Annotated in this window: 18 protein-coding genes and 1 tRNA gene; 5 read left to right on the forward strand and 14 right to left on the reverse strand. The window is 52.5% G+C overall.

Annotated features, from left to right (window positions below; all coding sequences use genetic code 11):
- Positions 1 to 26: 26 nt before the first annotated feature.
- From oppF to ACQG03_RS12295, 6 genes are all read right to left on the reverse strand, one after another.
- The gene (oppF, locus tag ACQG03_RS12270; RefSeq protein WP_022648351.1) at positions 27 to 1,031 is read right to left on the reverse strand and encodes a murein tripeptide/oligopeptide ABC transporter ATP-binding protein OppF; all 1,005 of its coding nucleotides are present in this window, start codon (positions 1,029 to 1,031) and stop codon (positions 27 to 29) included.
- Positions 1,028 to 2,041, reverse strand: coding sequence for an ABC transporter ATP-binding protein (locus ACQG03_RS12275; RefSeq protein WP_017384234.1), 1,014 nt, complete (start codon positions 2,039 to 2,041; stop codon positions 1,028 to 1,030). Before ACQG03_RS12275 ends, oppF begins: the two co-directional genes overlap by 4 nt.
- 11 nt (positions 2,042 to 2,052) lie before the next feature.
- Positions 2,053 to 2,961: an oligopeptide ABC transporter permease OppC gene (oppC, locus tag ACQG03_RS12280; RefSeq protein ID WP_003856740.1), complete on the reverse strand. Its 909-nt coding sequence runs from the start codon at positions 2,959 to 2,961 to the stop codon at positions 2,053 to 2,055.
- Positions 2,962 to 2,973: 12 nt separating this feature from the next.
- On the reverse strand, positions 2,974 to 3,894 hold the full coding sequence (oppB, locus tag ACQG03_RS12285) for an oligopeptide ABC transporter permease OppB (protein WP_003856738.1): 921 nt from the start codon (positions 3,892 to 3,894) through the stop codon (positions 2,974 to 2,976).
- Positions 3,895 to 3,976: 82 nt separating this feature from the next.
- Positions 3,977 to 5,608, reverse strand: a complete 1,632-nt coding sequence (oppA, locus tag ACQG03_RS12290; protein ID WP_023300277.1) for an oligopeptide ABC transporter substrate-binding protein OppA — start codon at positions 5,606 to 5,608, stop codon at positions 3,977 to 3,979.
- 769 nt (positions 5,609 to 6,377) lie between these two features.
- On the reverse strand, positions 6,378 to 7,025 hold the full coding sequence (locus tag ACQG03_RS12295; protein WP_017384236.1) for a YchE family NAAT transporter: 648 nt from the start codon (positions 7,023 to 7,025) through the stop codon (positions 6,378 to 6,380).
- A 480-nt stretch (positions 7,026 to 7,505) separates the two neighbouring features.
- On the opposite strand from ACQG03_RS12295, the gene adhE reads away from it, so the two are divergent.
- Entirely contained in the window at positions 7,506 to 10,187 is a 2,682-nt protein-coding gene (adhE, locus tag ACQG03_RS12300; RefSeq protein WP_022648353.1) for a bifunctional acetaldehyde-CoA/alcohol dehydrogenase, read from the forward strand.
- Between the two features lie 67 nt (positions 10,188 to 10,254).
- Here adhE and tdk read toward each other — a convergent pair whose 3' ends face one another.
- On the reverse strand, positions 10,255 to 10,869 hold the full coding sequence (gene tdk, locus ACQG03_RS12305) for a thymidine kinase (protein ID WP_032622434.1): 615 nt from the start codon (positions 10,867 to 10,869) through the stop codon (positions 10,255 to 10,257).
- 550 nt (positions 10,870 to 11,419) lie between these two features.
- Here tdk and hns point away from each other — a divergent pair.
- Positions 11,420 to 11,833 carry a histone-like nucleoid-structuring protein H-NS gene (gene hns, locus ACQG03_RS12310; RefSeq protein WP_003856724.1) on the forward strand — a complete coding sequence of 138 codons (414 nt, stop codon included), beginning with the start codon at positions 11,420 to 11,422 and terminating at the stop codon, positions 11,831 to 11,833.
- A 201-nt stretch (positions 11,834 to 12,034) separates the two neighbouring features.
- Here the strand turns inward: hns and galU are convergent, their stop codons facing one another.
- The 3 genes from galU to rssA form a co-directional block, all read right to left on the reverse strand.
- Complete coding sequence (galU, locus tag ACQG03_RS12315; protein ID WP_063162970.1) at positions 12,035 to 12,940, reverse strand: UTP--glucose-1-phosphate uridylyltransferase GalU; 906 nt, start codon at positions 12,938 to 12,940, stop codon at positions 12,035 to 12,037.
- Between the two features lie 199 nt (positions 12,941 to 13,139).
- Positions 13,140 to 14,153: a two-component system response regulator RssB gene (gene rssB, locus ACQG03_RS12320; protein ID WP_003856721.1), complete on the reverse strand. Its 1,014-nt coding sequence runs from the start codon at positions 14,151 to 14,153 to the stop codon at positions 13,140 to 13,142.
- 89 nt (positions 14,154 to 14,242) lie between these two features.
- A complete protein-coding gene (rssA, locus tag ACQG03_RS12325; RefSeq protein WP_022648357.1) occupies positions 14,243 to 15,145 on the reverse strand; it encodes a patatin-like phospholipase RssA in 903 nt (300 codons plus the stop codon).
- Between the two features lie 113 nt (positions 15,146 to 15,258).
- Here rssA and ACQG03_RS12330 point away from each other — a divergent pair, with 113 nt between their 5' ends.
- From ACQG03_RS12330 to ACQG03_RS12340, 3 genes are all read left to right on the forward strand, one after another.
- Positions 15,259 to 15,723, forward strand: a complete 465-nt coding sequence (locus ACQG03_RS12330) for a YchJ family protein (RefSeq protein ID WP_022648358.1) — start codon at positions 15,259 to 15,261, stop codon at positions 15,721 to 15,723.
- A gap of 41 nt (positions 15,724 to 15,764) precedes the next feature.
- Positions 15,765 to 16,607: a formyltetrahydrofolate deformylase gene (gene purU / locus ACQG03_RS12335; RefSeq protein WP_003856715.1), complete on the forward strand. Its 843-nt coding sequence runs from the start codon at positions 15,765 to 15,767 to the stop codon at positions 16,605 to 16,607.
- A gap of 157 nt (positions 16,608 to 16,764) precedes the next feature.
- Positions 16,765 to 16,849 (forward strand) — tRNA-Tyr (locus tag ACQG03_RS12340).
- Between the two features lie 211 nt (positions 16,850 to 17,060).
- On the opposite strand, the gene narI is transcribed toward ACQG03_RS12340, so the two are convergent.
- From narI to ACQG03_RS12360, 4 genes are read right to left on the reverse strand one after another with little or no spacing between them, the layout of a single operon-like run.
- Positions 17,061 to 17,738, reverse strand: a complete 678-nt coding sequence (narI, locus tag ACQG03_RS12345; protein WP_022648359.1) for a respiratory nitrate reductase subunit gamma — start codon at positions 17,736 to 17,738, stop codon at positions 17,061 to 17,063.
- Positions 17,738 to 18,448 (reverse strand): nitrate reductase molybdenum cofactor assembly chaperone, encoded by a 711-nt coding sequence (narJ, locus tag ACQG03_RS12350; RefSeq protein ID WP_063152563.1) that lies wholly within the window; start codon positions 18,446 to 18,448, stop codon positions 17,738 to 17,740. The genes narI and narJ overlap by 1 nt, the downstream gene beginning before the upstream one ends.
- Complete coding sequence (gene narH, locus ACQG03_RS12355; RefSeq protein ID WP_032624103.1) at positions 18,445 to 19,980, reverse strand: nitrate reductase subunit beta; 1,536 nt, start codon at positions 19,978 to 19,980, stop codon at positions 18,445 to 18,447. The genes narJ and narH overlap by 4 nt, the downstream gene beginning before the upstream one ends.
- Complete coding sequence (locus ACQG03_RS12360) at positions 19,977 to 23,720, reverse strand: nitrate reductase subunit alpha (protein ID WP_023300281.1); 3,744 nt, start codon at positions 23,718 to 23,720, stop codon at positions 19,977 to 19,979. Before ACQG03_RS12360 ends, narH begins: the two co-directional genes overlap by 4 nt.
- Positions 23,721 to 23,828: the final 108 nt, after the last annotated feature.

Here is a 23,828-nt window from a genome sequence, read left to right on the forward strand (position 1 = left end):
GGCTGACATCATGTCAGCCCTTGCGATTATAACGGGTCTACTTTCAGGCAGGAAACCGCATGTCGGAAACTGCCCTCCAGAACCGGCCGTGTTTTTGCACATTCCGGCCCGGCTATTGGGCATCGCGTACGGAATACGCAGCCTGAAGGCGGGTTGATTGGCGAAGGCAGTTCACCTTCCAGAAGCTGAATGGTTTTATTTTTTTCCAGATCGGGATCCGGAACGGGAACCGCAGACATCAGCGCTTTGGTATAAGGGTGCAGCGGATTATGGTACACCTCATCATACGTGCCCAGTTCCACGGCGTGGCCCAGATACATGACCAGCACACGGTCTGAAATGTGTTTTACCACCGCCAGATCGTGGGCGATGAAGATCAGCGACAGCCCCATTTCCCGTTGCAGTTTCTGTAGCAGGTTAACCACCTGGGCCTGGATGGAAACGTCCAGCGCCGAAACCGGCTCATCACAGATAATCAGTTTCGGTTCAAGGATCAACGCGCGTGCGATACCGATACGCTGGCACTGACCGCCGGAAAACTCGTGAGGGTAGCGGTTGATGAGGTTAGGCAACAGACCCACCTTCAGCATCATCGCTTTCACCCGATCGCGAACTTCCTGGCGCGGCATCTTCGGATGATAGGTGCGCAGCGGCTCGGCAATGATTTCGCCAATGGTCATACGCGGGTTCAGGGACGCCAGAGGATCCTGGAAAATCATCTGGATATCACTGCGCACATTGCGCCATTCATCCGGCTTCATCCCCAGCAGATCTTTGCCAAGCCAGGCCACTTTCCCGTCGGTGGCTTTCACCAGGCCGATGATCGCTCGCGCAAACGTCGACTTGCCGCAGCCGGATTCGCCCACCACGCCCAGAGTCTCCCCTTCGTACAGGCGTAGCGTGACGCCATCCACCGCTTTCAGGGTTTTGGCTGGCTGCCAGAACCACTGTTTACCGTCTTTGATATCGAAATGGACCTTCAGGTCAGCGATTTCGAGCAGCACATTTCTTTTTTCGTCGATTGCGTTCATACCAGCTCCTCCAGCGGCTTAAAGCAGGCGCGTAGACGGCCTGGGGCAAACGCTTCCAGCGGCGGTGCGCTGTTACAGATTTCCATCGCATGCGGACAGCGTGGCTGGAACGGGCAGCCTTTTGGCAAACGCAGCAGGTTTGGCGGGTTGCCCGGGATAGTCAGCAGCGACTCCCCTTCCGCATCGAGGCGCGGTACGGCATTCAGCAGCCCGATAGAGTACGGGTGGGCTGGCTGGTAGAACACATCGCGGGCATTACCGTATTCCATCGTGCGGCCTGCATACATGACTAACACTTTGTCGCAGATCCCGGCAACGACGCCTAAATCGTGGGTGATCATGATGATGGCGGTGTTGAACTCACGCTTCAGCTCGTTCAGCAACGTCATGATCTGCGCCTGGACGGTCACGTCAAGGGCGGTGGTTGGTTCATCAGCGATCAGCAGTTTTGGCCGGCAAAGCAATGCCATCGCGATCATGACGCGCTGACGCATACCGCCGGAGAACTCGTGCGGATACATGCGCATGCGCTTGCGTGCTTCAGGCATTTTCACCGCATCCAGCATTTTGACGGACTCTTCAAACGCTTCGGCTTTGCCCAGCCCCTTGTGGAGCATCAGCACTTCCATCAGCTGTTCACCCACCCGCATATAGGGGTTCAGGGAGGTCATCGGATCCTGGAAAATCATTGAAATCTGCTCGGCGCGCAGTTTGTTCAGCTCATGTTCCGGCAAATTCAGGATCTCTTTCCCGTTAAACGTCGCCGAACCCCCTATCACGCCGTTTGACGCCAGCAGGCCCATCAGCGCGAATGCGGTCTGGGATTTACCGGAACCGGATTCGCCCACAATGCCCAGCGTTTCACCGGCACGCAAGTCGAAGTTGAGATCGTTAACGGCAGTCACATCACCGTCGGGGGTTTTAAACGTCACGCGGAGGTCTTTAACGTCCAGCAGTGCGCTGGTCCGCTGTTGCGCCTGTGGCGCGGTTGCCGTTTCAATAATGGTCATGACGGCGCTCCTTAACGGTCTTTCGGGTCGAGGGCATCACGCAGGCCATCGCCGATAAAGTTGAAACAGAACAGGGTGACGACCAGGAAGCCCGCCGGATACAGCAGTAACCACGGTGACACTTCCATGGAGTTTGCGCCGTCACTTAACAGAGCGCCCCAGCTACTCAACGGCTCTTGCGTACCTAATCCCAGGAAGCTCAGGAAAGATTCAAACAAGATCATACTTGGCACCAGCAGGGAGGCGTATACCACCACCACGCCCAGCACGTTAGGAACGATATGACGCACCACAATATTGGCGGTAGAAACGCCACCAACCTGTGCGGCTTCGATAAACTCCTTACGTTTGAGGCTCAGCGTCTGGCCGCGCACAATACGCGCCATATCCAGCCAGGACACCATCCCGATCGCCACGAAGATCAGCAGGATATTTTGACCAAAGAAGGTCACCAGCAGAATGACGAAGAACATGAACGGGAAGGAGTTCAGGATTTCTAGCAGACGCATCATCACGGAGTCCACTTTCCCGCCGAGGTAACCGGAAAGCGAACCGTAAAGCGTGCCGACGATCACCGCCACCAGCGCCGCCGCGATGCCAACCATCAGGGAGATACGGCCGCCAATCGCCACACGCACCAGCAAATCACGCCCGGAGGAGTCGGTACCGAAATAGTGCCCGGATTCCATATCCGGCGCGCTGGACATCATGCCCCAGTCCGTATCGAAATAGGTGAACTGAGAGAGCATTGGTGCCAGGGTTACGAACAGCGCGATAAGCACCAGCACGACCAGGCTGGCAACGGCGGCACGGTTATGCATAAAACGACGGCGGGCGTCTTGCCAAAGGCTACGACCTTCGACCTCCAGCTTTTCACTGAAGTTTTCCAGCGCCTCGCTGTTTTTCTTACTCAACATCATGGCGTGCTCCAGTTAGTAACGGATTTTCGGATCGATAACGGCATACAGCACATCGACAACGGCATTAAACAGAATGGTCAGCGCGCCCACGAGGATCGTCAGGCTCAGCACCAGCGAATAGTCACGGTTAAGCGCCCCGTTAACAAACAACTGCCCGATGCCCGGCAGGCCATAAATGGTTTCAATCACCATTGAACCCGTAATAATGCCGACGAATGCAGGACCCATATAGGAGAGCACCGGTAACAGTGCAGGCTTGAGAGCGTGACGGAAAATAATCCGGCGCATCGGCAACCCTTTCGCTCGGGCGGTACGGATAAAGTTCGAGTGCAGGACTTCAATCATTGAACCACGCGTAATACGGGCGATACTGGCAATGTAGGCCAGAGATAATGCCACCATCGGCAATATCATGAACTTCAGCGCCCCGCCATTCCAGCCGCCCCCGGGCAGCCATTTAAGGGTTATCGCGAATATCATGACCAGCAACGGCGCGACAACGAAGCTGGGGATAACCACCCCGGTCATTGCGACCCCCATTACGGCGTAATCCCATCGGGTATTTTGTTTTAGTGCGGCGATAACGCCCGCAGTGACACCGAGAACAACGGCCAGGATAAATGCAGCAGCCCCTAATTTAGCCGATACCGGGAAGCTGGACGCCACCAGGTCGTTAACGGAATAGTCTTTATATTTGAATGACGGACCAAAATCACCGTGTGCAAGTTGCTTCAGATAGTTGAAGTACTGCGTGGTGATAGGATCGTTTAAATGATATTTCGCTTCGATGTTGGCCATAACTTCTGGCGGAAGCGTGCGTTCACCGGTAAAAGGACTGCCCGGCGCAAGACGCATCATAAAGAAGGAAATTGTAATTAGAATAAATAACGTTGGAATCGCTTCAAGACAGCGACGCAGGATAAATTTCAACATTGCCCGTACCTTCTGGCGTGTGCCTGATGAATGTTACAAAATAGACACAGTGGGGCAAGCTCGCTCGCCCCACGTATTGCCATTAATGCTTGATAATATAAAGATTCTTAACGGAAATATTATCCAACGGGTCTTTACCGGTATAACCCCCTACCCATGGTTTCACCAGGCGGGCGTTAACGTAGTAGTAAACCGGAACGATCGCAGAGTCTTTATCGAGCTGTTGTTCTGATTTCGCGTACAGATCGGCGCGCTGGGCGTCATCTGCCACTTTCAGGGTATCGCCAATCAGCTTATCAAACGCCGGGCTCTTATAGTGTGCGGTATTGTTCGAACTGTCGCTGAGCATGGTGTTCAGGAATGAGGTCGGTTCGTTATAGTCCGCACACCATCCTGCACGTGCCACGTCAAAGGTTCCCTGATGGCGCGTATCGAGGAAGGTTTTCCATTCCTGATTTTCCAGCTTCACGTTCACGCCGAGATTTTTCTTCCAGATTGACGCTACGGCAATAGCCAGTTTTTTATGCAGATCGGAGGTGTTGTACAGCAGACTAAACGTCAGCGGCTTGTCGGCGGTATAGCCCGCTTCAGCCAGCAGCTTTTTCGCTTCTTCATTACGTTTTTCCTGGGACCATTTGAACCATTCAGGTTCAACCAGCTTCATACCGTCGGTGTAAGGCGGGGTGTAGCTGTAAGCCGGCAGGTCGCCCTGATTCTTCACTTTATTCACGATAATGTCGCGATCCAGAGCCAGCTTCAGTGCGGTACGAACACGTACGTCGGTGAACGGTGCTTTCTGGTTGTTAATTTCATAATAGTAGGTGCACAGATACGGATCGACGTGCACTTCTTTCGGGATCTCTTTTTTCAGCTTCTGGAACAGTTCAATCGGCATGTTGTTATAGGTCATGTCGATTTCGCCGCTGCGGTAGCGGTTTACGTCCGTTACCTCAGAAGAGATTGGCAGGTAGGTGACCTGATTGATAACCGTCTTGGCATTATCCCAATACTGCGGGTTGCGCTCCAGCACCATACGCTCGTTAACGACCCAGTCCTTCAGCTTATATGCACCGTTGGTCACGATATTCGCAGGCTGCGTCCATTTTTCACCAAATTTTTCTACCGCGGATTTTGGTACCGGAGAAACGGACGGGTGAACCAGCAACTTATAGAAGTACGGAACAGGTTCGCTCAACGTCACTTCAAAAGTGTTGGCATCGATGGCTTTTACGCCCAGGTCGGTTACTGGCTTTTTACCCGTGATGATGTCATCAATATTGGCGATATGGCCATACTGGAGGTAACTCGCGTACGGGGAGGCGGTATTCGGATCCGCCAGACGCTGCCAGCTATAGACGAAATCTTCGGCGGTAACCGGCGTACCGTCAGACCATTTGGCATCTTTACGCAGATGGAAGGTCCAGACTTTAAAATCTTTGTTGTCCCATTTTTCCGCCACGCCCGGAGCCGGGTGGCCGTCTACGTCAGTCACCAGCAGACCTTCAAACAGATCGCGGTTAACGTTAGACTCTGGAACACCTTCAATTTTGTGCGGATCAAGAGACTGCACTTCCGCACCGTTATTACGTACCAGCGTTTGCTTCTCAGCCAGCTGAACACCAGCAGGAACGTCCGCAGCCATTGCAGCGTTGCCCGCGATTAGCGCAGTTAAAATCCCCGCCGCTACCAGACTTTTTTTTGTGATGATGGACATTGTGTTGATACTCCACTCATTATTATGACTGGCCTTCGCCAGTTGTGTAATCCCCTGTTGGGGCCTGTACAGCGCAGGAGTTTTTTTTGCTGCTGTCAGGTTCTTTTTTTACTTCTTGCTATCATCGACTTCATTATTACTGACCGCTCGTACGGCGATCTTGCGTCGATTCTTTACACCTCTCCCCTGTAAGTGAGGTGTGCTGGAAAGCTTAAGTGAGGTCTATATGAAAATAGTTCTCATCAACTTGTTTAATGCCGCAAAATATAAGGCCGGAAAGTACCAAATGGTGCCAACTCTCGCCAATACATTTTGCAAATTTGTTAAGCATTTCTCTTTTACGGAGTCAGGCGTAGCTATGCCGCCGACCACCTTTCACGCCAAAAACAAGTAAAACCCTTACAATACATTCAGTTGTAGAGTTCTCTCGTGACTGGTGCGATGACATGACAAATTCGAACGATTTTTCACGAAAATTTAACATCTGGTTATTATTTAGCACATTCGTCTGGGTCAGCGTCGAAATTACTAATATCATTTCGGTTATCTGTCAGCAAGCCCCAGAGTATCATGTGAGTAAAATAACAGAGCGTTTGAAGGATTTATGGGCAGAGAAGCAAACTGAAAATAAACAACCTCTTGAAAATCAACAAAAGAGGGTTATTAGTAGAACTTATTATGGCTGGTGCGTATTTCAACTTTATTTATATGATTTGCTGATATTCACGTAAAAAAACGGAGCCGCTGGCTCCGCTCTTTCAAACGAAAGTCAGTGTACTAATCCGGGGAATATACTTTTTATACCGGTAACGATAAATTCGATGCCTAACGCCATTAACAACAGACCCATGATACGGGTAATCACGTTGATGCCCGTTTGTCCCAGCAAGCGAACCAGCCATGGCGCCATACGAAATACGCCCCAGCAGCAAAGTGCGAACAGGGCAATGGCGACAGAGAAGCCAATCAGGTGCATCAGGCTGTGATAGCGTGTTCCCCATACAATGGTAGAGCTGATTGCCCCCGGGCCCGCCATCAGCGGCAGTGCCAGTGGCACCACGCCGATGCTCTCGCGGATAGCTGTCTCTGATTTTTCCTGCTTGTTCTGTTTATCCTCCCCCAACTTGCCGCTGATCATCGACATGGCAATCGTCACCACCAGGATCCCGCCTGCTATTCGGAACGAATCAATCGAGATGCCGAAGACCTGAAGAATGGCATCCCCCAGATAAAGAGACGTAAGCAAGATAATCGCCACCGACAGGTTTGCCGTCAGGTTGGTTTTATTTCGCGCGGCAGCTGTCTGATAACTGGTCATACTGATGAAGACAGGGATAATCCCTACCGGGTTGACCAGGGCAAACAAGCCAATAAAAAACTTGAAATATGTAGGGAAATCAAAGAGCGTTTGAATCACATTAAGCTCCGCAATTGAGCATGGTCAGGGAGAGACAGCGTGTAATGATAAATCCGCGCTGAAGATACGCTTTTTAGCCGCACACTTCACCAGAAATCTGTTCTAAAACGTTATCAATTCATGATGTTAAACATTTGTATAATCAATGATAGCGCCACTTCCAATAGTTACTTAATTATTTAACACTGGAATAATTAGCACAAAATAACCCTGCTGAAAGGTATCAGCTTAGGACAAAATTGATCTTGATCATAATTTTCGTACTCAGAAGTGAGTAATCTTGATTACGCCGCCAGGGAGATCACCTATCAAAAAGGTATGATGCTAAGGTAAGGCTCTTTTAGTAAATTAGTGAGCGGAAGCAGTGAGTAATCCTTTGTTTTACTGTGTGTTACGCAAGTGGGATCGGCTCTGACTATACTGTCAGACGTATCGAGCGCTGGTTTACTAAAAGAGTTTAAACATTATCAGGAGAGCATTATGGCTGTTACCAATATCGCTGAACTGAACGCCCTCGTCGAGCGCGTGAAAAAAGCCCAGCGTGAATATGCCAATTTCACCCAAGAACAGGTTGATAAAATCTTCCGCGCGGCCGCTCTGGCTGCTGCAGATGCTCGAATCCCTCTCGCTAAAATGGCCGTTGCCGAATCCGGTATGGGTATCGTTGAAGATAAAGTGATCAAAAACCACTTTGCTTCAGAGTATATCTACAACGCCTATAAAGATGAGAAAACCTGCGGTGTGCTGTCAGAAGACGACACTTTTGGCACCATCACTATCGCTGAACCCATCGGCATTATTTGCGGTATCGTTCCAACCACTAACCCAACCTCTACCGCCATCTTCAAATCTCTTATCAGTCTGAAAACACGTAACGCAATCATTTTCTCCCCGCATCCACGTGCGAAAGACGCCACCAACAAAGCAGCGGATATCGTGCTTCAGGCTGCCATTGCTGCGGGTGCGCCAAAAGATCTGATCGGTTGGATCGACCAACCTTCTGTTGAACTGTCCAATGCCCTGATGCATCACCCGGACATTAACCTAATCCTGGCGACCGGCGGTCCTGGTATGGTTAAAGCAGCATACAGCTCCGGTAAACCAGCCATCGGCGTAGGCGCAGGTAATACTCCTGTTGTGATCGACGAAACGGCAGATATCAAGCGTGCAGTTGCCTCTGTGCTGATGTCGAAAACCTTCGATAACGGCGTTATCTGTGCATCTGAACAGTCTGTTGTCGTGGTTGATTCGGTATACGACGCCGTTCGTGAACGTTTCGCCAGCCACGGCGGCTACCTGTTGCAAGGTAAAGAACTGAAAGCCGTTCAGGACGTGATTCTGAAAAATGGTGCACTGAACGCAGCTATCGTAGGTCAGCCAGCGTATAAAATCGCTGAACTCGCCGGCTTTAGCGTCCCTGCTACCACCAAGATTCTGATTGGTGAAGTGAAAGTCGTTGATGAAAGTGAGCCGTTTGCTCACGAAAAACTGTCCCCGACACTGGCAATGTACCGTGCGAAAGATTTCGATGACGCGGTAGAAAAAGCAGAGAAGCTGGTGGCGATGGGCGGTATCGGCCACACCTCTTGCCTGTACACCGACCAGGATAACCAGCCAGAGCGTGTTGCTTACTTCGGTCAGAAGATGAAGACGGCACGTATCCTGATCAACACCCCTGCTTCTCAGGGTGGTATCGGTGACCTGTATAACTTCAAACTCGCACCTTCCCTGACTCTGGGTTGTGGTTCCTGGGGTGGTAACTCCATCTCTGAAAACGTTGGTCCAAAACACCTGATCAACAAGAAAACCGTTGCTAAGCGAGCTGAAAACATGTTGTGGCACAAACTTCCGAAATCTATCTACTTCCGCCGCGGCTCTCTGCCAATCGCGCTGGACGAAGTGATTACTGATGGCCACAAACGTGCGCTCATCGTGACTGACCGTTTCCTGTTCAACAATGGCTATGCAGACCAGATCACCTCTGTTCTGAAAGCGTCTGGCGTCGAAACTGAAGTCTTCTTTGAAGTTGAAGCTGACCCAACCCTGAGCGTTGTACGTAAAGGCGCTGAACTGGCTAACTCCTTCAAACCTGATGTGATCATCGCACTGGGTGGCGGTTCCCCAATGGACGCCGCGAAAATTATGTGGGTCATGTACGAGCATCCGGAAACCCACTTCGAAGAACTGGCGCTGCGCTTTATGGATATCCGTAAACGTATCTACAAGTTCCCGAAAATGGGCGTGAAAGCGAAAATGATCGCCGTCACCACCACTTCCGGTACCGGTTCAGAAGTGACGCCATTTGCTGTTGTGACTGATGACGCAACGGGTCAGAAATATCCGCTGGCTGACTACGCACTGACGCCAGATATGGCTATCGTTGACGCCAACCTGGTCATGGAAATGCCGAAATCACTGTGTGCGTTCGGTGGTCTGGATGCGGTAACTCACGCCCTGGAAGCTTACGTTTCCGTACTGGCTTCTGAGTTCTCTGACGGTCAGGCTTTACAGGCACTGAAACTGCTGAAAGAAAACCTGCCAGCTTCTTACAACGAAGGTGCGAAAAACCCTGTAGCTCGTGAACGTGTACACAGTGCGGCAACCATCGCGGGCATTGCATTTGCTAACGCCTTCCTGGGTGTCTGTCACTCCATGGCGCACAAGCTGGGTTCACAGTTCCACATTCCTCACGGTCTGGCGAACGCCCTGTTGATCAGCAACGTTATCCGCTATAACGCCAACGACAACCCAACCAAGCAGACTGCATTCAGCCAGTACGACCGTCCGCAAGCTCGTCGTCGCTACGCTGAAATCGCAGACCACCTGGGTCTGAGCGCACCGGGCGACCGTACTGCAGCGAAGATCGAGAAACTGCTGGCATGGCTGGAAAGCCTGAAGGCTGAACTGGGTATTCCTAAATCTATCCGCGAAGCAGGCGTTCAGGAAGCTGACTTCCTCGCTCACGTAGATAAGCTGTCTGAAGATGCATTCGATGACCAGTGTACTGGTGCTAACCCGCGCTACCCACTGATTTCCGAACTGAAACAGATCCTGCTGGATACCTATTACGGTCGTAACTTCACTGAAAGCGATGTCGCTGCCGTAAAAGTTGACATCCCCGCAGTTGTAAAGGCTGACAAGAAAGCGAAGAAAAATGCTTGATTGACAGTGTGAAAAAAACCCGCCGCTGGCGGGTTTTTTTATATCTGAGGATCCGTAAGACATTTTTTTATTTGCGATTGTCGCCCTGTAACGCCGTCAGCGAGCCTACAGCCAGCGCCTCTTTATAATGCTTGCGGCAGACCGAGACATAACGTTCATTGCCCCCTATCACCACCTGCTCGCCATCAGCATAAGGCTTACCCGACTGGTCCAGGCGAAGAACCATACTTGCCTTGCGGCCACAAAAGCAGATAGTTTTCAGCTCAACCAGCTTATCCGACCAGGCGAGCAGATACTGGCTACCGGCAAATAACTCACCGCGAAAGTCAGTGCGTAATCCATAGCAAAGAACGGGAATATCCAGCTCATCAACGACCTCTGAAAGCGCATGGACCTGCTCACGGGTCAGGAACTGGCTTTCATCTACCAGCACGCAATGGACAGGCTTAGAGGCATGCTGGGCACGAATGTCCTCAAGCAGGTCCGTTTCAGGGTTAAACAGCCTTGCAGGCGACGAGAGCCCTATTCTTGAGCTTACCTTCCCTGCCCCAAAGCGATCGTCGATTTCGGCGGTATAAACAACGGTACGCATCCCCCGCTCCTGATAATTGTATGAGGATTGCAGTAACGCCGTCGATTTCCCTGCATTCATTGCCGAATAGTAGAAATAAAGTTGTGCCATTGGCCGAAGAACCCTAATCAATGTGTAATATTCCCGATGGATCATTGTACCATATTTTGTATTGTCATCAGCGGCGGGCTGCGTGCTCCAGGCTGTTCTGCACCAATAAACTCTTCGTTGATAGCGCAAAATAATGCGTTAAAACAGACAGTAAAGGCTTTTAGCACGGACAATAAGGCGAGCTCGACACCGGAGATAACACTTCTTTTTATAGTGGCTTCTGCAATCTTTAAAATTCACTATTTATTAACTATTCTTCTGTTCGCTGCGCTTAGCCGGAGTAATACGAAAGGCTGATATTTATCAACCGCAACTATAATTCCTGAGGTAAAAGTCACAAAACAAACATGCAAATGACGCGCTTTTGCCGTTTGAAACGATATCTCATCGCCCCAGCAAACAATGAAATTTAAGTTAGCGTAATTAATAATAGCGTCATTAATTTTGTATTTTTTGAATTCCTTACATTCCAACCTATTGCACAAGTGAAATTAACGCTCTATTATTAGGACAACAAACCCACCCCCATTATAAGTTTGAGATTACTACAATGAGCGAAGCACTTAAAATTCTGAACAACATCCGTACTCTTCGTGCGCAGGCAAGAGAATGTACCCTTGAAACGCTTGAAGAGATGCTCGAAAAATTAGAAGTTGTCGTTAACGAACGTCGTGAAGAAGAAAGCGCAGCTGCGGCTGAAATCGAAGAACGTACACGTAAACTGCAACAGTATCGCGAAATGCTGATTGCCGATGGTATCGATCCAAACGAATTGCTGAACAGCATGGCTGCGGCTAAAACCGGTACCAAAGCAAAACGCGCAGCACGTCCTGCTAAATATAGCTACATCGACGAGAACGGCGAAGAGAAAACCTGGACCGGCCAGGGTCGTACTCCTGCTGTAATCAAGAAAGCTATGGACGAACAAGGTAAACAACTGGATGACTTCCTGATCAAGGATTAATCTGGAAAGATTCTGAAAAATCCCGCTTAATGCGGGATTTTTTATGCCCATAATATTCCCCAAACATCTCCTTACATTCTGTCATATTGCCTGGCTCACTATTTAACGTCCTTGACAATCTCCAGCCAATTACGGATCGACAGGCATAAAAAAACCGGTGGGCATCGCCACACCGGTCTTGTTCACTGGTCCGTGAGTTTATTACTTAATACCCACGCTACCTTTGAGCCAGGCTTTAAATTCTTCACCCAGGCTGTTATGGCGAATGCCATATTCGACGAATGCCTGCATATAACCGAGCTTATTACCGCAGTCATGGCTCTTACCTTTCATGTGGTAGGCTTCCACGGTCTCTTTCTCGATCAGCATATCGATAGCATCCGTCAGCTGGATTTCATCGCCCGAACCCGGAGGCGTTTTGGCCAGCAGCGCCCAGATTTCAGCACTCAGTACGTAACGGCCAACGACAGCAAGGTTAGACGGCGCGACGTCCGCTTTAGGTTTTTCAACAACGCCAACCATTGGTACGCTTTCACCAGGTTGCAGGGCAACACCTTTGCAGTCAACCACACCGTAAGCAGTCACATCGTCGACTGGCTCAACCATAATCTGGCTGCTGCCGGTTTCGTCGAAGCGTTTAATCATTTCCGCCAGGTTTTCCTGGGAAAGATCGGACTCATACTCATCAAGGATCACGTCTGGCAGAATAACCGCGACCGGCTCATCACCCACTACCGGATGTGCACACAATACTGCGTGCCCCAGGCCCTTCGCCAGGCCCTGACGAACCTGCATAATGGTAACGTGTGGAGGGCAAATAGACTGCACTTCCTCCAGCAGCTGGCGCTTTACGCGTTTTTCCAGCATTGCTTCGAGTTCGAAACTGGTATCGAAATGGTTTTCGATAGAGTTTTTAGATGAATGCGTCACCAGTACAATTTCGGTGATACCTGCCGCAATACACTCATTCACGACATACTGGATTAATGGCTTATCAACCAGAGGCAGCATCTCTTTTGGGATTGCCTTCGTCGCTGGCAACATCCTGGTACCCAATCCCGCCACCGGGATAACGGCCTTTCTGACTTTCGAATTTAGGGCAGCCATTGAAATTCTCCTGAACTGTTCAAGTTTTGAACTTTTATGCATTGAATAACGCGTTGAGTATACAGTCTCAGCCACTAATACGGGTCTGAAAAGAACGCGTTGCCGATCAATTAAGACAAATACGCATGAAACTTGCAGCGATAGTAGCACTGCCAGCAAAAACACAGGTAAAGCAATCTGAAAAATAAAATCTGACTGCTTACTCCGTGGACAACATTAAGCGTAACCGCCCACCGGCACCCCAAATTTGGCACTGCCAGGAGGTGCAGCGATGGCTAATTTGATTAAGGTAAGTATTACCCAACGTTCCCAACGGCACACCGTTACTCACCTGTATATGGTGTTCGCCGGTATTCAGCGTGGCATTTAATCCAGCAGAGACCAGAATAAGGTTATTCAACCCGCTGTGATAATAGCCAACCAGAAGCGGGAACTGCCCCGGCAAATTGGCCTGGCGAAAAAGTTGGTTGACCTGTTTTAGTAAACTGCCTAACTCAGGAAGTCGTTGCCCTTGATGGGATAATTGTTCCTGTAGCAATCCATTAAACAGCGCACGGAGTAATAAGGCCGCCAGAACGCCGTTATCACCCGCTCGGGTAACATCCAGGCAATAAAAAGCGAGGTCGGAATCTGATAGCGGCGCAATATCCAGCACCAGTCCAGGCTGGTCAGCCGCTACCAGCTGGCGATAATTTACTCTGCAATGAGAGATATTTTGCTGCACCGGCGGCTGAAGTTCCTGAAGCAGCTTCGCGGCCGCGAGCGGATTACTGACTAAAGCATCCCAGTCCTGGAAAAGACGTTCTTCTTCTTCCACCCGGGAATTAAACATATTGGGATACAGGCAGGCCAACACCGTTTCACGCAGTCGGTTTAAATCTTTAACCGGTTTGAGCAGGATATCCTGCACACCCAAACGCAACGCCTTAGCAATATCCGCCATATTTTCGGTCGCCGAGATCACCAGTATCGGTGTCTGATAACCTTCGTTACGCAGGTTTTCCACCAGCATTAATCCGTCCATGCGCGGCATCTCGAGATCGCAGATCATCAGATCAGGCGCCATGCTGGCCATTTTTTCCAGTGCCTCGACGCCATCTTCGGCAAGGGACGTGGTTGCACCCAGTGAGGATAACCACGAATCCAGTAGCGATCGGAAAACGGGCTCGTCTTCTACTATCAAAATATGTTTTCCGGCCAATGGCTGTGTCATGGTTCCTCCCCTGGATGACAGTTACTCAATAGTGGCATGCTATTGGTACTATCGCCTGTCAGATTTTGCTGAAGTAATCAAAAAAGTGCTTAACGTGCTGTACGCACAAAAGGCAACAGTTCATCTATTTTCTTTTCGACGGCTAACGAGCCCGCTGCTATGGCGGCCTCAGCCCGGTGGAAATCAAGGGTAGAGATTTGTGGACAATAGGGCTGAATAAGAATATCCGGAGGATCGCCAGCCATACGGTTTCGCTTCAGGCGATTCTCAAGAATTTGAATGGAGGTCGTCATGATTTCAATAGCGTTCGGCGCGGTCACCGTGCGACGGGCAGTCAGGCGCCCTATTCTGCCGCGTAAACGCGCATGCCAGGCAAGTTTCTCTTCTTCCGCATCATCGCTCTGAAGATTAACCGGCATCAAATCCTGCTGCATAAGGTGAGCGTCGTGCTGTAAATCCACTGCAATGACGATATCTGCCCCCATGGCGCGCGTCAGAGAGATGGGGACAGGATTCACCACGCCACCATCAACGAGCCAGTAGCCATTATGAGGCACAGGCGCCATTAACCCAGGCATGCTACAGGATGCGCGAACGGCGAGATGAATATCCCCTTCGGTGAGCCATAACTCCCTGCCCGTACTGAGGTTGGTTGCAACGGCACCGAAAGGCATTTGGCAGTGGCTGAAGTCAGCGAGGGGCATTATCTTACGAAACTGATTGAATACGCGTTCGCCGCGCAGCAGGCCGCCACGCTGCCAGGAGAGATCCATCAGGCGCAGTACATCCCAGTAACTAAAGGAGCGCACCCAGCTTTCAAGCTGCGGGAGCTTACCGCAGGCGTACGCGGATCCGACCAGCGACCCGATAGAACATCCTGCAACAATATCAACGTCAATCCCCATCTGGTTTAAGGTATTGATAACGCCAATATGTGACCAACCCCGGGCTGCACCTGAACCCAACGCCAGTCCAATTTTTACCTTTCTCATTAGCCCTGTTTTACTTCCCCTGGATTCCCGACATAGCGTCAACGCACCTGCTCAGTTAACATATTGCTACCTTAAGCGTTTAACGCCTTATTTTTTGTTCCAGGAAGAGAATCGTGTCTCAACTCTGCCCCTGTGGTAGCGCTCTGGAGTATAGCCTATGTTGCCAGCGATATCTTTCTGGCGAGCAGGTTGCACCAGACCCGTCACACCTTATGCGCTCGCGGTATACTGCTTTTGTGATCAAAAACGCAGACTACCTGATTAAAACCTGGCATCCGTCCTGCGATGCTGCCGATTTTCGACAAGAGATTGAAGCCGGATTTGCCAACACTGTCTGGCTGGGCCTTACCGTCTTTGATGCCGCTCCCGGCCGCGATGCCAACGAGGGCTATGTCAGTTTTGTTGCCCGCTTTAGCGAACAAAACAAACCCGGCGCCATCATTGAACGCTCACGGTTCTTAAAGGACAGCGGGCAATGGTATTATATTGACGGCACACGTCCGCAATTCGGTCGTAACGATCCCTGCCCCTGTGGTTCAGGAAAAAAATTTAAAAAGTGTTGCGGCAGTAATGCCTGACAACTCAGACTTCGCAAATACATAAACAGGATTTCCCGGCGATGCAATCATTACAACGTAAAGTTCTGCGCACTATCTGTCCCGATCAAAAAGGACTGATCGCACGAATTACCAACATTTGCTACAAGCATGAACTGAATATCGTGCAGAACAACGAGTTCGTTGACCACCGTACCGGTCGCTTCTTTATGCGTACCGAGCTGGAAGGTATTTTCAACGACACAACCCTGCTTGCCGATCTGGACAGCGCCCTGCCGGAAGGCTCGGTGCGCGAGCTAAACCCGGCGGGTCGTCGCCGCATTGTCATTCTGGTCACCAAAGAGGCGCACTGCCTGGGCGATCTGCTGATGAAAGCCAACTACGGTGGCCTGGACGTCGAAATTGCCGCCGTCATTGGCAACCACGAGACGCTGCGTACGCTGGTTGAACGTTTCGACATTCCGTTTGAACTGGTCAGCCATGAAGGTCATACCCGCGAAGAGCACGACAACCTGATGGCTGCTGCGATTGAAGCGCATAACCCGGACTACGTGGTGCTGGCAAAATACATGCGCGTGCTGACGCCATCCTTCGTGGCGCGCTTCCCGAACAAAATTATCAACATCCACCACTCCTTCCTGCCAGCCTTTATTGGCGCGCGTCCGTACCACCAGGCATACGAGCGTGGGGTGAAGATCATTGGCGCAACCGCGCACTACGTGAATGATAATCTGGACGAAGGCCCAATCATCATGCAGGACGTGATCCACGTGGATCACACCTACACGGCAGAAGATATGATGCGAGCTGGCCGTGACGTTGAGAAGAACGTACTGAGCCGTGCGCTTTATCAGGTACTTGCTCAGCGCGTCTTTGTGTACGGCAACAGAACGATTATTCTTTAATCCCTCGGAAAATGAATTGATTAGCTTTACGCCTTTACGGATAAAAAGCAGGCAAACAGCTTCATTTTCCTAAAGGAATGCTTTACAGGGGCGTCTCATTTGATATGATGCGCCCCGCTTCCAACAGGAAGCAGGCCAGTTAAAAGCATTACCCCGTGGTGGGGTTCCCGAGCGGCCAAAGGGAGCAGACTGTAAATCTGCCGTCATCGACTTCGAAGGTTCGAATCCTTCCCCCACCACCATCACTTCCAGATTCTTTAGCACTCTCCAAAAGCACAATGCCCCATGGTTCTCCCATGCGGGGAAAGATGAGAAGCTTCGACCAGGGTTCGATCCGAGCATAGTGAATTCCGTAGGCCGGGTAAGGCGCAGCCGCCACCCGGCATCCGCACGAAACCCTGGTTCCAGGACAAAAAAAACCCCGCAAATGCGGGGTTGTATCAATACAGCGAATCAGCGACGAGCACGCACGATCTGATATTTGCGCGTCAGGTACTCCACCGGCGCACTCCAGATGTGCACCAGGCGAGAGAACGGGAACAGCACAAACAGGGTCATACCCAGCACCAGGTGAACGCGGAAGATGAACGCCACGCCGTCCAGATGCTCAGAGGCACCACCGCGGAAGGTCACGACAGACTGCGCCCATCCCACCAGCTTCATCATCTCGCTGCCGTCCATATGCTGCGCAGAGAATGGAATGGTCAGCAGACCCAGCGCACACTGCACCATCAGCAGGGAGAGGATCAGGATGTCCGCTCCGGTCGTGGTAGCCCGCACGCGTGGGCTGAACAGACGGCGTTTCAGCAGCAGCAGCCCACCCACCAGGGTCATCACGCCGCAGGCGCCACCGGCGAGCATCGCCATCTTCTGCTTCACTTCAATCGGCAGCCACGCTTCGTACATCCAGTGCGGCGTCAGCATCCCCAGGAAATGACCGGCAAAAATACCCAAAATCCCGATGTGGAACAGGTTTGACGCCAGGTTCATCCCTTTACGATCCAGCATCTGGCTGGAGGCAGCACGCCAGGTGTACTGGCCATAGTCATAACGCAGCCAGCTTCCCACCAGGAACACGGTGCCCGCGATATACGGGTAAATGTCAAAGAAGAACATATTCAGGAAGTGCATTAGTGCTGTCCTCCGTTAGAGATATTCAAATATTGCGGAGCCACCGCTCCGGCAAAACGACGTTGATGCGCGGAGATTTCAGATTCGCCACAGCTCTGGTCAGCAAAGAATTTCACCTGTTCTTCTTCCCAGACGGCATCCAGTGCTTGTGGGGTGTCGTCACGGGCTTCATCCGCAATTTTTTCCGCCACTTTTTGACTGTCAACCGAGGCGTTAGCCAGTTTCACCAGCAGATCGAACAGGACTGCATAATTGCTCTCACGTTGCTGGAGACGTGCGCCGAGCAACGCCAGAATGGGAGCGATGTCCTGCAACCCGCCCAGCGCTTCCTCTTTCGGCAGCTGCGCCAGATATTCCAGGTACAGAGGCAGGTGATCCGGCAGCTCGCGGCTGTCGAGTTGCAAACCGTGCTGCTCGTACTGGGCCATCAGATCCACCATCGCCTGACCACGGTCGCGGGATTCACCGTGAACGTGTTCGAACAGCAATAGAGACGTGGCACGACCACGGTCAAACAGCTGGCTGTAGTCCGCCTGCGCATCAAGAAGATCGCGCGCCAGCAGGTCGCGGAGGAAAATGCCCAGCGTCTGGGCATCCTCTTTATCCAGGTTTTCAGATGACGCGAGTGCATCAAAGAGTTCCTGCTGATGCTGCACAAGCGTAGCATCAGGGTACTCGAGCAGACGCGAAACAATGACGAGTTCAATCATTGGTGCGGCTCCGTTTTGCTGGTCACATCCATCGCGTCAATGCGGCGGCTGTTGAACAGGTTGAATTTGCTGTCTGACCCGTGGCAACCGTCGCCAAAGGTAAAGCCACACCCACTTTTCTCCGGGAAGGCCTCGCGAGCCAGTTCACGGTGGCTGCTCGGCACCACGAAACGATCTTCGTAGTTAGCGATTGCCAGATAGCGGTACATCTCCTGCGCCTGCGCTTCGGTCAGACCAACCTCCTCCAGCGCGCGGGTATCGTTAACGCCGTCAACGGTTTCCGCACGTTTGAAGTGACGCATCGCCAGCATACGTTTCAGCGCCAGCAGCACCGGCTGGGTATCCCCTGCGGTGAGCAGGTTGGCCAGATACTGAACCGGAATACGCAGGCTTTCCACGTCCGGCAGAATGCCGTTGCTGCCCAGTTCACCTGCGTCAGCCGCAGACTGAATCGGAGACAGCGGCGGCACGTACCAGACCATCGGCAACGTGCGGTATTCCGGGTGCAGCGGCAGCGCCAGCTTCCAGTCCATCGCCATTTTGTACACCGGGGACTGCTGTGCGGCGTCAATCACGCTCTGCGGAATACCGTCTTTCAGCGCCTGCTCGATCACCTTCGGATCGTTCGGATCGAGGAAGACGTCCAGCTGACGCTGATACAGATCTTTCTCGTTCTCGGTGCTTGCGGCATTTTCAATCGCATCCGCGTCGTACAGCAGCACGCCGAGGTAGCGGATACGCCCTACGCAGCTCTCTGAGCAGACGGTCGGCATACCGGCTTCGATACGCGGGTAGCAGAAGATACACTTCTCAGACTTACCGCTCTTCCAGTTAAAGTAGATTTTTTTGTACGGGCAGCCGGTGATGCACATACGCCAGCCGCGGCACTTGTCCTGGTCGATCAGCACAATGCCATCTTCTTCACGCTTGTAGATGGCGCCGCTTGGGCAGGTCGCCACGCACGCCGGGTTAAGGCAGTGTTCGCACAGGCGCGGCAGATACATCATGAAAGTGTTTTCGAACTGGCCGTACATCGCCTTCTGCATGTTCTCGAAGTTCTGGTCTTTGGCGCGTTTTTCGAACTCGCCGCCCAGAATTTCCTCCCAGTTTGGACCGCTGGTAATTTTGTCCATGCGCTTACCGGTGATCAGCGAGCGAGGACGGGCGATCGGCTGGTGTTTGCTTTCCGGCGCGTTGTGCAGGTTCTGATAGTCGTAATCAAACGGCTCGTAGTAATCGTCGATGCCCGGCAGATGCGGGTTAGCAAAGATTTTACCGAGCAGCATCGCACGGTTACCCATGCGCGGTTGCAGTTTGCCGTTGATTTTACGGATCCAGCCACCCTTCCACTTCTCCTGGTTTTCCCAGTCGGTCGGGAAGCCGGTGCCCGGCTTACTTTCCACGTTGTTGAACCAGGCGTACTCCATACCTTCACGGCTGGTCCAGACGTTTTTACAGGTGACTGAGCAGGTATGACAGCCGATGCATTTATCCAGATTCAGCACCATGCCGACTTGTGAACGAATTTTCATTTTACGCTCTCCTGTACCTGGTCATTACCTTCGCCATCTAACCAGTTAATATTCTTCATCTTACGTACCACCACGAACTCATCGCGGTTTGATCCTACAGTGCCGTAGTAGTTAAAGCCGTAGGCCAGCTGGGCATAGCCGCCGATCATATGCGTCGGTTTCGGCGTAATACGGGTCACAGAGTTGTGAATACCGCCGCGCTGCTCGGTGATCTCTGAACCCGGCAGGTTAACGATACGTTCCTGCGCGTGGTACATCATGGTCATCCCGGCTGGTACACGCTGGCTCACCACCGCACGTGCCGTCAGGGCACCGTTGCTGTTGAACACTTCGATCCAGTCGTTATCTTCGATACCCAGATCTTTGGCGTCCGCTTCGCTCATCCAGACGATCGGCCCCCCGCGTGACAGCGTCAGCATCAGCAGGTTGTCGCTGTAGGTGGAGTGGATACCCCACTTCTGGTGCGGCGTCAGGAAGTTCAGCGCCTTCTCAGGGTTACCGTTTGATTTCGCCCCCATCACCGCTTTCACGGAGCGGGTATCGATTGGCGGCCGGTAAACCAGCAGGCTTTCACCGAAGTCACGCATCCACTGGTGATCCTGATACAGAGACTGACGGCCAGAGAGCGTGCGCCATGGGATCAGCTCGTGAACGTTGGTGTATCCGGCGTTATAGGACACATGTTCATCTTCGAGGCCAGACCAGGTCGGGCTGGAGATAATCTTGCGCGGCTGAGCCTGAATATCGCGGAAGCGGATTTTCTCTTCTTCTTTATTCTTCGCCAGATGCGTATGGTCACGGCCGGTAAATTCACTCAGAGCCGCCCACGCTTTCACCGCCACGTGGCCATTGGTTTCCGGTGCCAGGGTCAGGATCATTTCCGCTGCATCAATTGCCGTGTTCAGCATTGGCTGGCCTTTGGCCGGGCCGTCTGCTTTGGTGTAATTGAGCTTGCGCAGCAGGTCCATTTCGCTCTGGGTGTTCCAGGCGATGCCTTTACCGCCGTTACCGATCTTCTCCATCAGCGGACCGATAGAGGTAAAGCGCTCGTACGTTGCCGGGTAATCACGTTCAACCGGAATAATATGCGGCGCGGTCACACCCGGGATCAGATCGCATTCGCCTTTTTTCCAGTCCTTCACGTCAAGCGGCTGCGCCAGTTCGGCAGCGGAGTCGTGCTGGATTGGCAGCGTCACCACGTCGGTCTCTTTGCCCAGGTGCCCTACACAGACTTCGGAGAATTTCTTCGCGATGTCTTTATAGATTTCCCAGTCGCTTTTTGATTCCCACGCCGGGTCAACGGCCGCAGACAACGGATGAATAAACGGATGCATATCCGACGTATTCATGTCGTCTTTTTCGTACCAGGTGGCGGTAGGCAGCACGATATCGGAGTACAGGCAGGTACTGGACAGACGGAAGTCCAGCGTTACCACCAGATCCAGCTTGCCGTCCAGACCGTTGTCTTTCCATTCAACTTCTTCTGGCTTCACGCCGCCCTGCTTGCCGAGATCCTTACCCTGAATACCGTTTTCGGTACCGAGCAGGTATTTCAGCATGTACTCATGGCCTTTACCGGACGAACCCAGCAGGTTGGAGCGCCAGATGAACAGGTTACGCGGATGGTTTTTGCCGTTCTCAGGCTGTTCTGCCGCAAAACGGATTGAGCCATCCTTCAGCGATTTCACGGTGTAGTCCACCGGTGACATACCCGCTTTCTTCGCCGCTTCCGCAATGCGCAGCGGGTTAGTGCCCAACTGCGGTGCAGACGGCAGCCAGCCCATGCGTTCAGCGCGCACGTTGAAGTCAATCAGATGGCCGCTGTAGCGGGATTTATCCGCCATCGGCGACAGCAGCTCCTGCGCGGTCACCGTCTCGTAGCGCCACTGGCTGGAGTGGTTATAGAAGTAGGAGGTGCTGTTCATGTGACGAGCCGGACGCTGCCAGTCAAGGGCAAACGCCAGCGGCTGCCAGCCGGTCTGCGGACGCAGTTTTTCCTGGCCCACGTAGTGCGCCCAGCCGCCGCCGCTCTGCCCGACGCAGCCACAGAAGATCAGCATGTTGATCAGGCCGCGATAGTTCATATCGAGGTGATACCAGTGGTTCAGACCGGCACCGACGATGATCATGGAGCGACCGTGAGTTTTGTCTGCGTTTTCCGCAAATTCGCGGGCGATACGGGTGATTTGGGCGCGTGGCACACCGGTGATCTGCTCCGCCCAGGCTGGTGTATAAGCCTTCACGTCGTCATAGCTGGTCGCGCAGTTTTCGTCGTTCAGACCGCGCTCCAGGCCATAGTTCGCCATGGTCAGATCGTAGACCGTAGTGACCAGAGCGGTAGAACCGTCCGCCAGTTGCAAGCGCTTAACCGGCAGTTTGTGCATCAGAACGTTTTGCAGCTCAACCTTGTTGAAGTGCTCGGAACCTTCACCACCAAAGTACGGGAAGCCGACATCGGCGATTTCGTCCTGGCTGCCCAGCATGCTGAGGCGAAGTTCTGTCTCTTCACCCGTGGTGCCGTTACGCTGTTCCAGGTTCCATTTGCCTTTTTCGCCCCAGCGGAAGCCGATAGAACCGTTTGGCGCCACCAGCTCGCCGTTGCTGTTGCAGGCGACCGTTTTCCACTCCGGGTTGTTTTCCTGACCCAGCGCATCCACAAGATCCGCAGCACGCAGCATACGGCCAGCGGCGTAATAGCCGTCACGCTCTTCAAGCATCACCAGCATTGGCATGTCGGTGTAGCGACGCACGTAATCGGTGAAATACTGGCTTGGCTTGTCGAGGTGGAATTCACGCAACATGACGTGGCCCATCGCCAGCGCCATGGCGGCATCAGTACCCTGTTTCGGTGCCAGCCACAGGTCGCACAGTTTGGCGATTTCGGCGTAGTCCGGGGTCACGGCAACGGTTTTGGTCCCTTTGTAACGTACTTCGGTAAAGAAGTGCGCATCAGGGGTACGGGTCTGCGGAACGTTAGAGCCCCAGGCGATGATGTAGCTGGAGTTGTACCAGTCAGCGGACTCCGGCACGTCGGTCTGTTCGCCCCAGGTCTGCGGCGACGCTGGCGGCAGGTCGCAGTACCAGTCGTAGAAGCTCAGACAGGTACCGCCGATAAGTGAAAGGTAGCGCGCGCCGGAGGCGTAAGAGACCATCGACATTGCCGGGATTGGCGAGAAGCCTGCCACGCGGTCAGGACCGTAAGTTTTCACGGTATAGACGTTGGAGGCCGCAATCAGCTCGTTCACCTCTTTCCAGGAAGAACGAACGAAACCACCGCGACCACGCGCCTGTTTGAAGCTTTTCGCTTTGTCGGCGTCCTCGATGATGGATGCCCAGGCATCAACCGGATCGCTGTGCTGCACTTTCGCTTCACGCCACATTTTCATCAGGCGTTTACGCATCAGCGGGTATTTCAGACGGTTGGCACTGTAGAGATACCAGGAGTAGCTGGCCCCACGCGGGCAGCCGCGCGGTTCATGGTTCGGCATATCCGGACGGGTACGCGGATAGTCGGTCTGCTGCATTTCCCAGGTCACCAGACCGTTTTTAACGAAAATCTTCCAGCTACATGAGCCAGTGCAGTTTACACCGTGGGTAGAACGGACAACTTTGTCATGCTGCCAGCGTTGACGGTAACCGTCTTCCCAGTCCCGGTTGGTATCCAGAACCTGGCCGTGCCCATCGGCAAAAGTTTCACCCTTCTGTTTGAAGTAGCGAAACCGGTCCAAAAATTTGCTCATCGGGTATCTCCTGTGTGGAGCCTGTGGCTCTCTAAATCGACATTGCTGATTTGCAGCGAAGGTAACGCTATGAAAGATGGTGAGAATTGATAACGATCAAGACGGAGG

It is taken from the genome of Enterobacter cloacae complex sp. 342H5 (genome assembly GCF_050030905.1).
Classification (GTDB): Bacteria; Pseudomonadota; Gammaproteobacteria; order Enterobacterales; family Enterobacteriaceae; genus Enterobacter; species Enterobacter intestinihominis.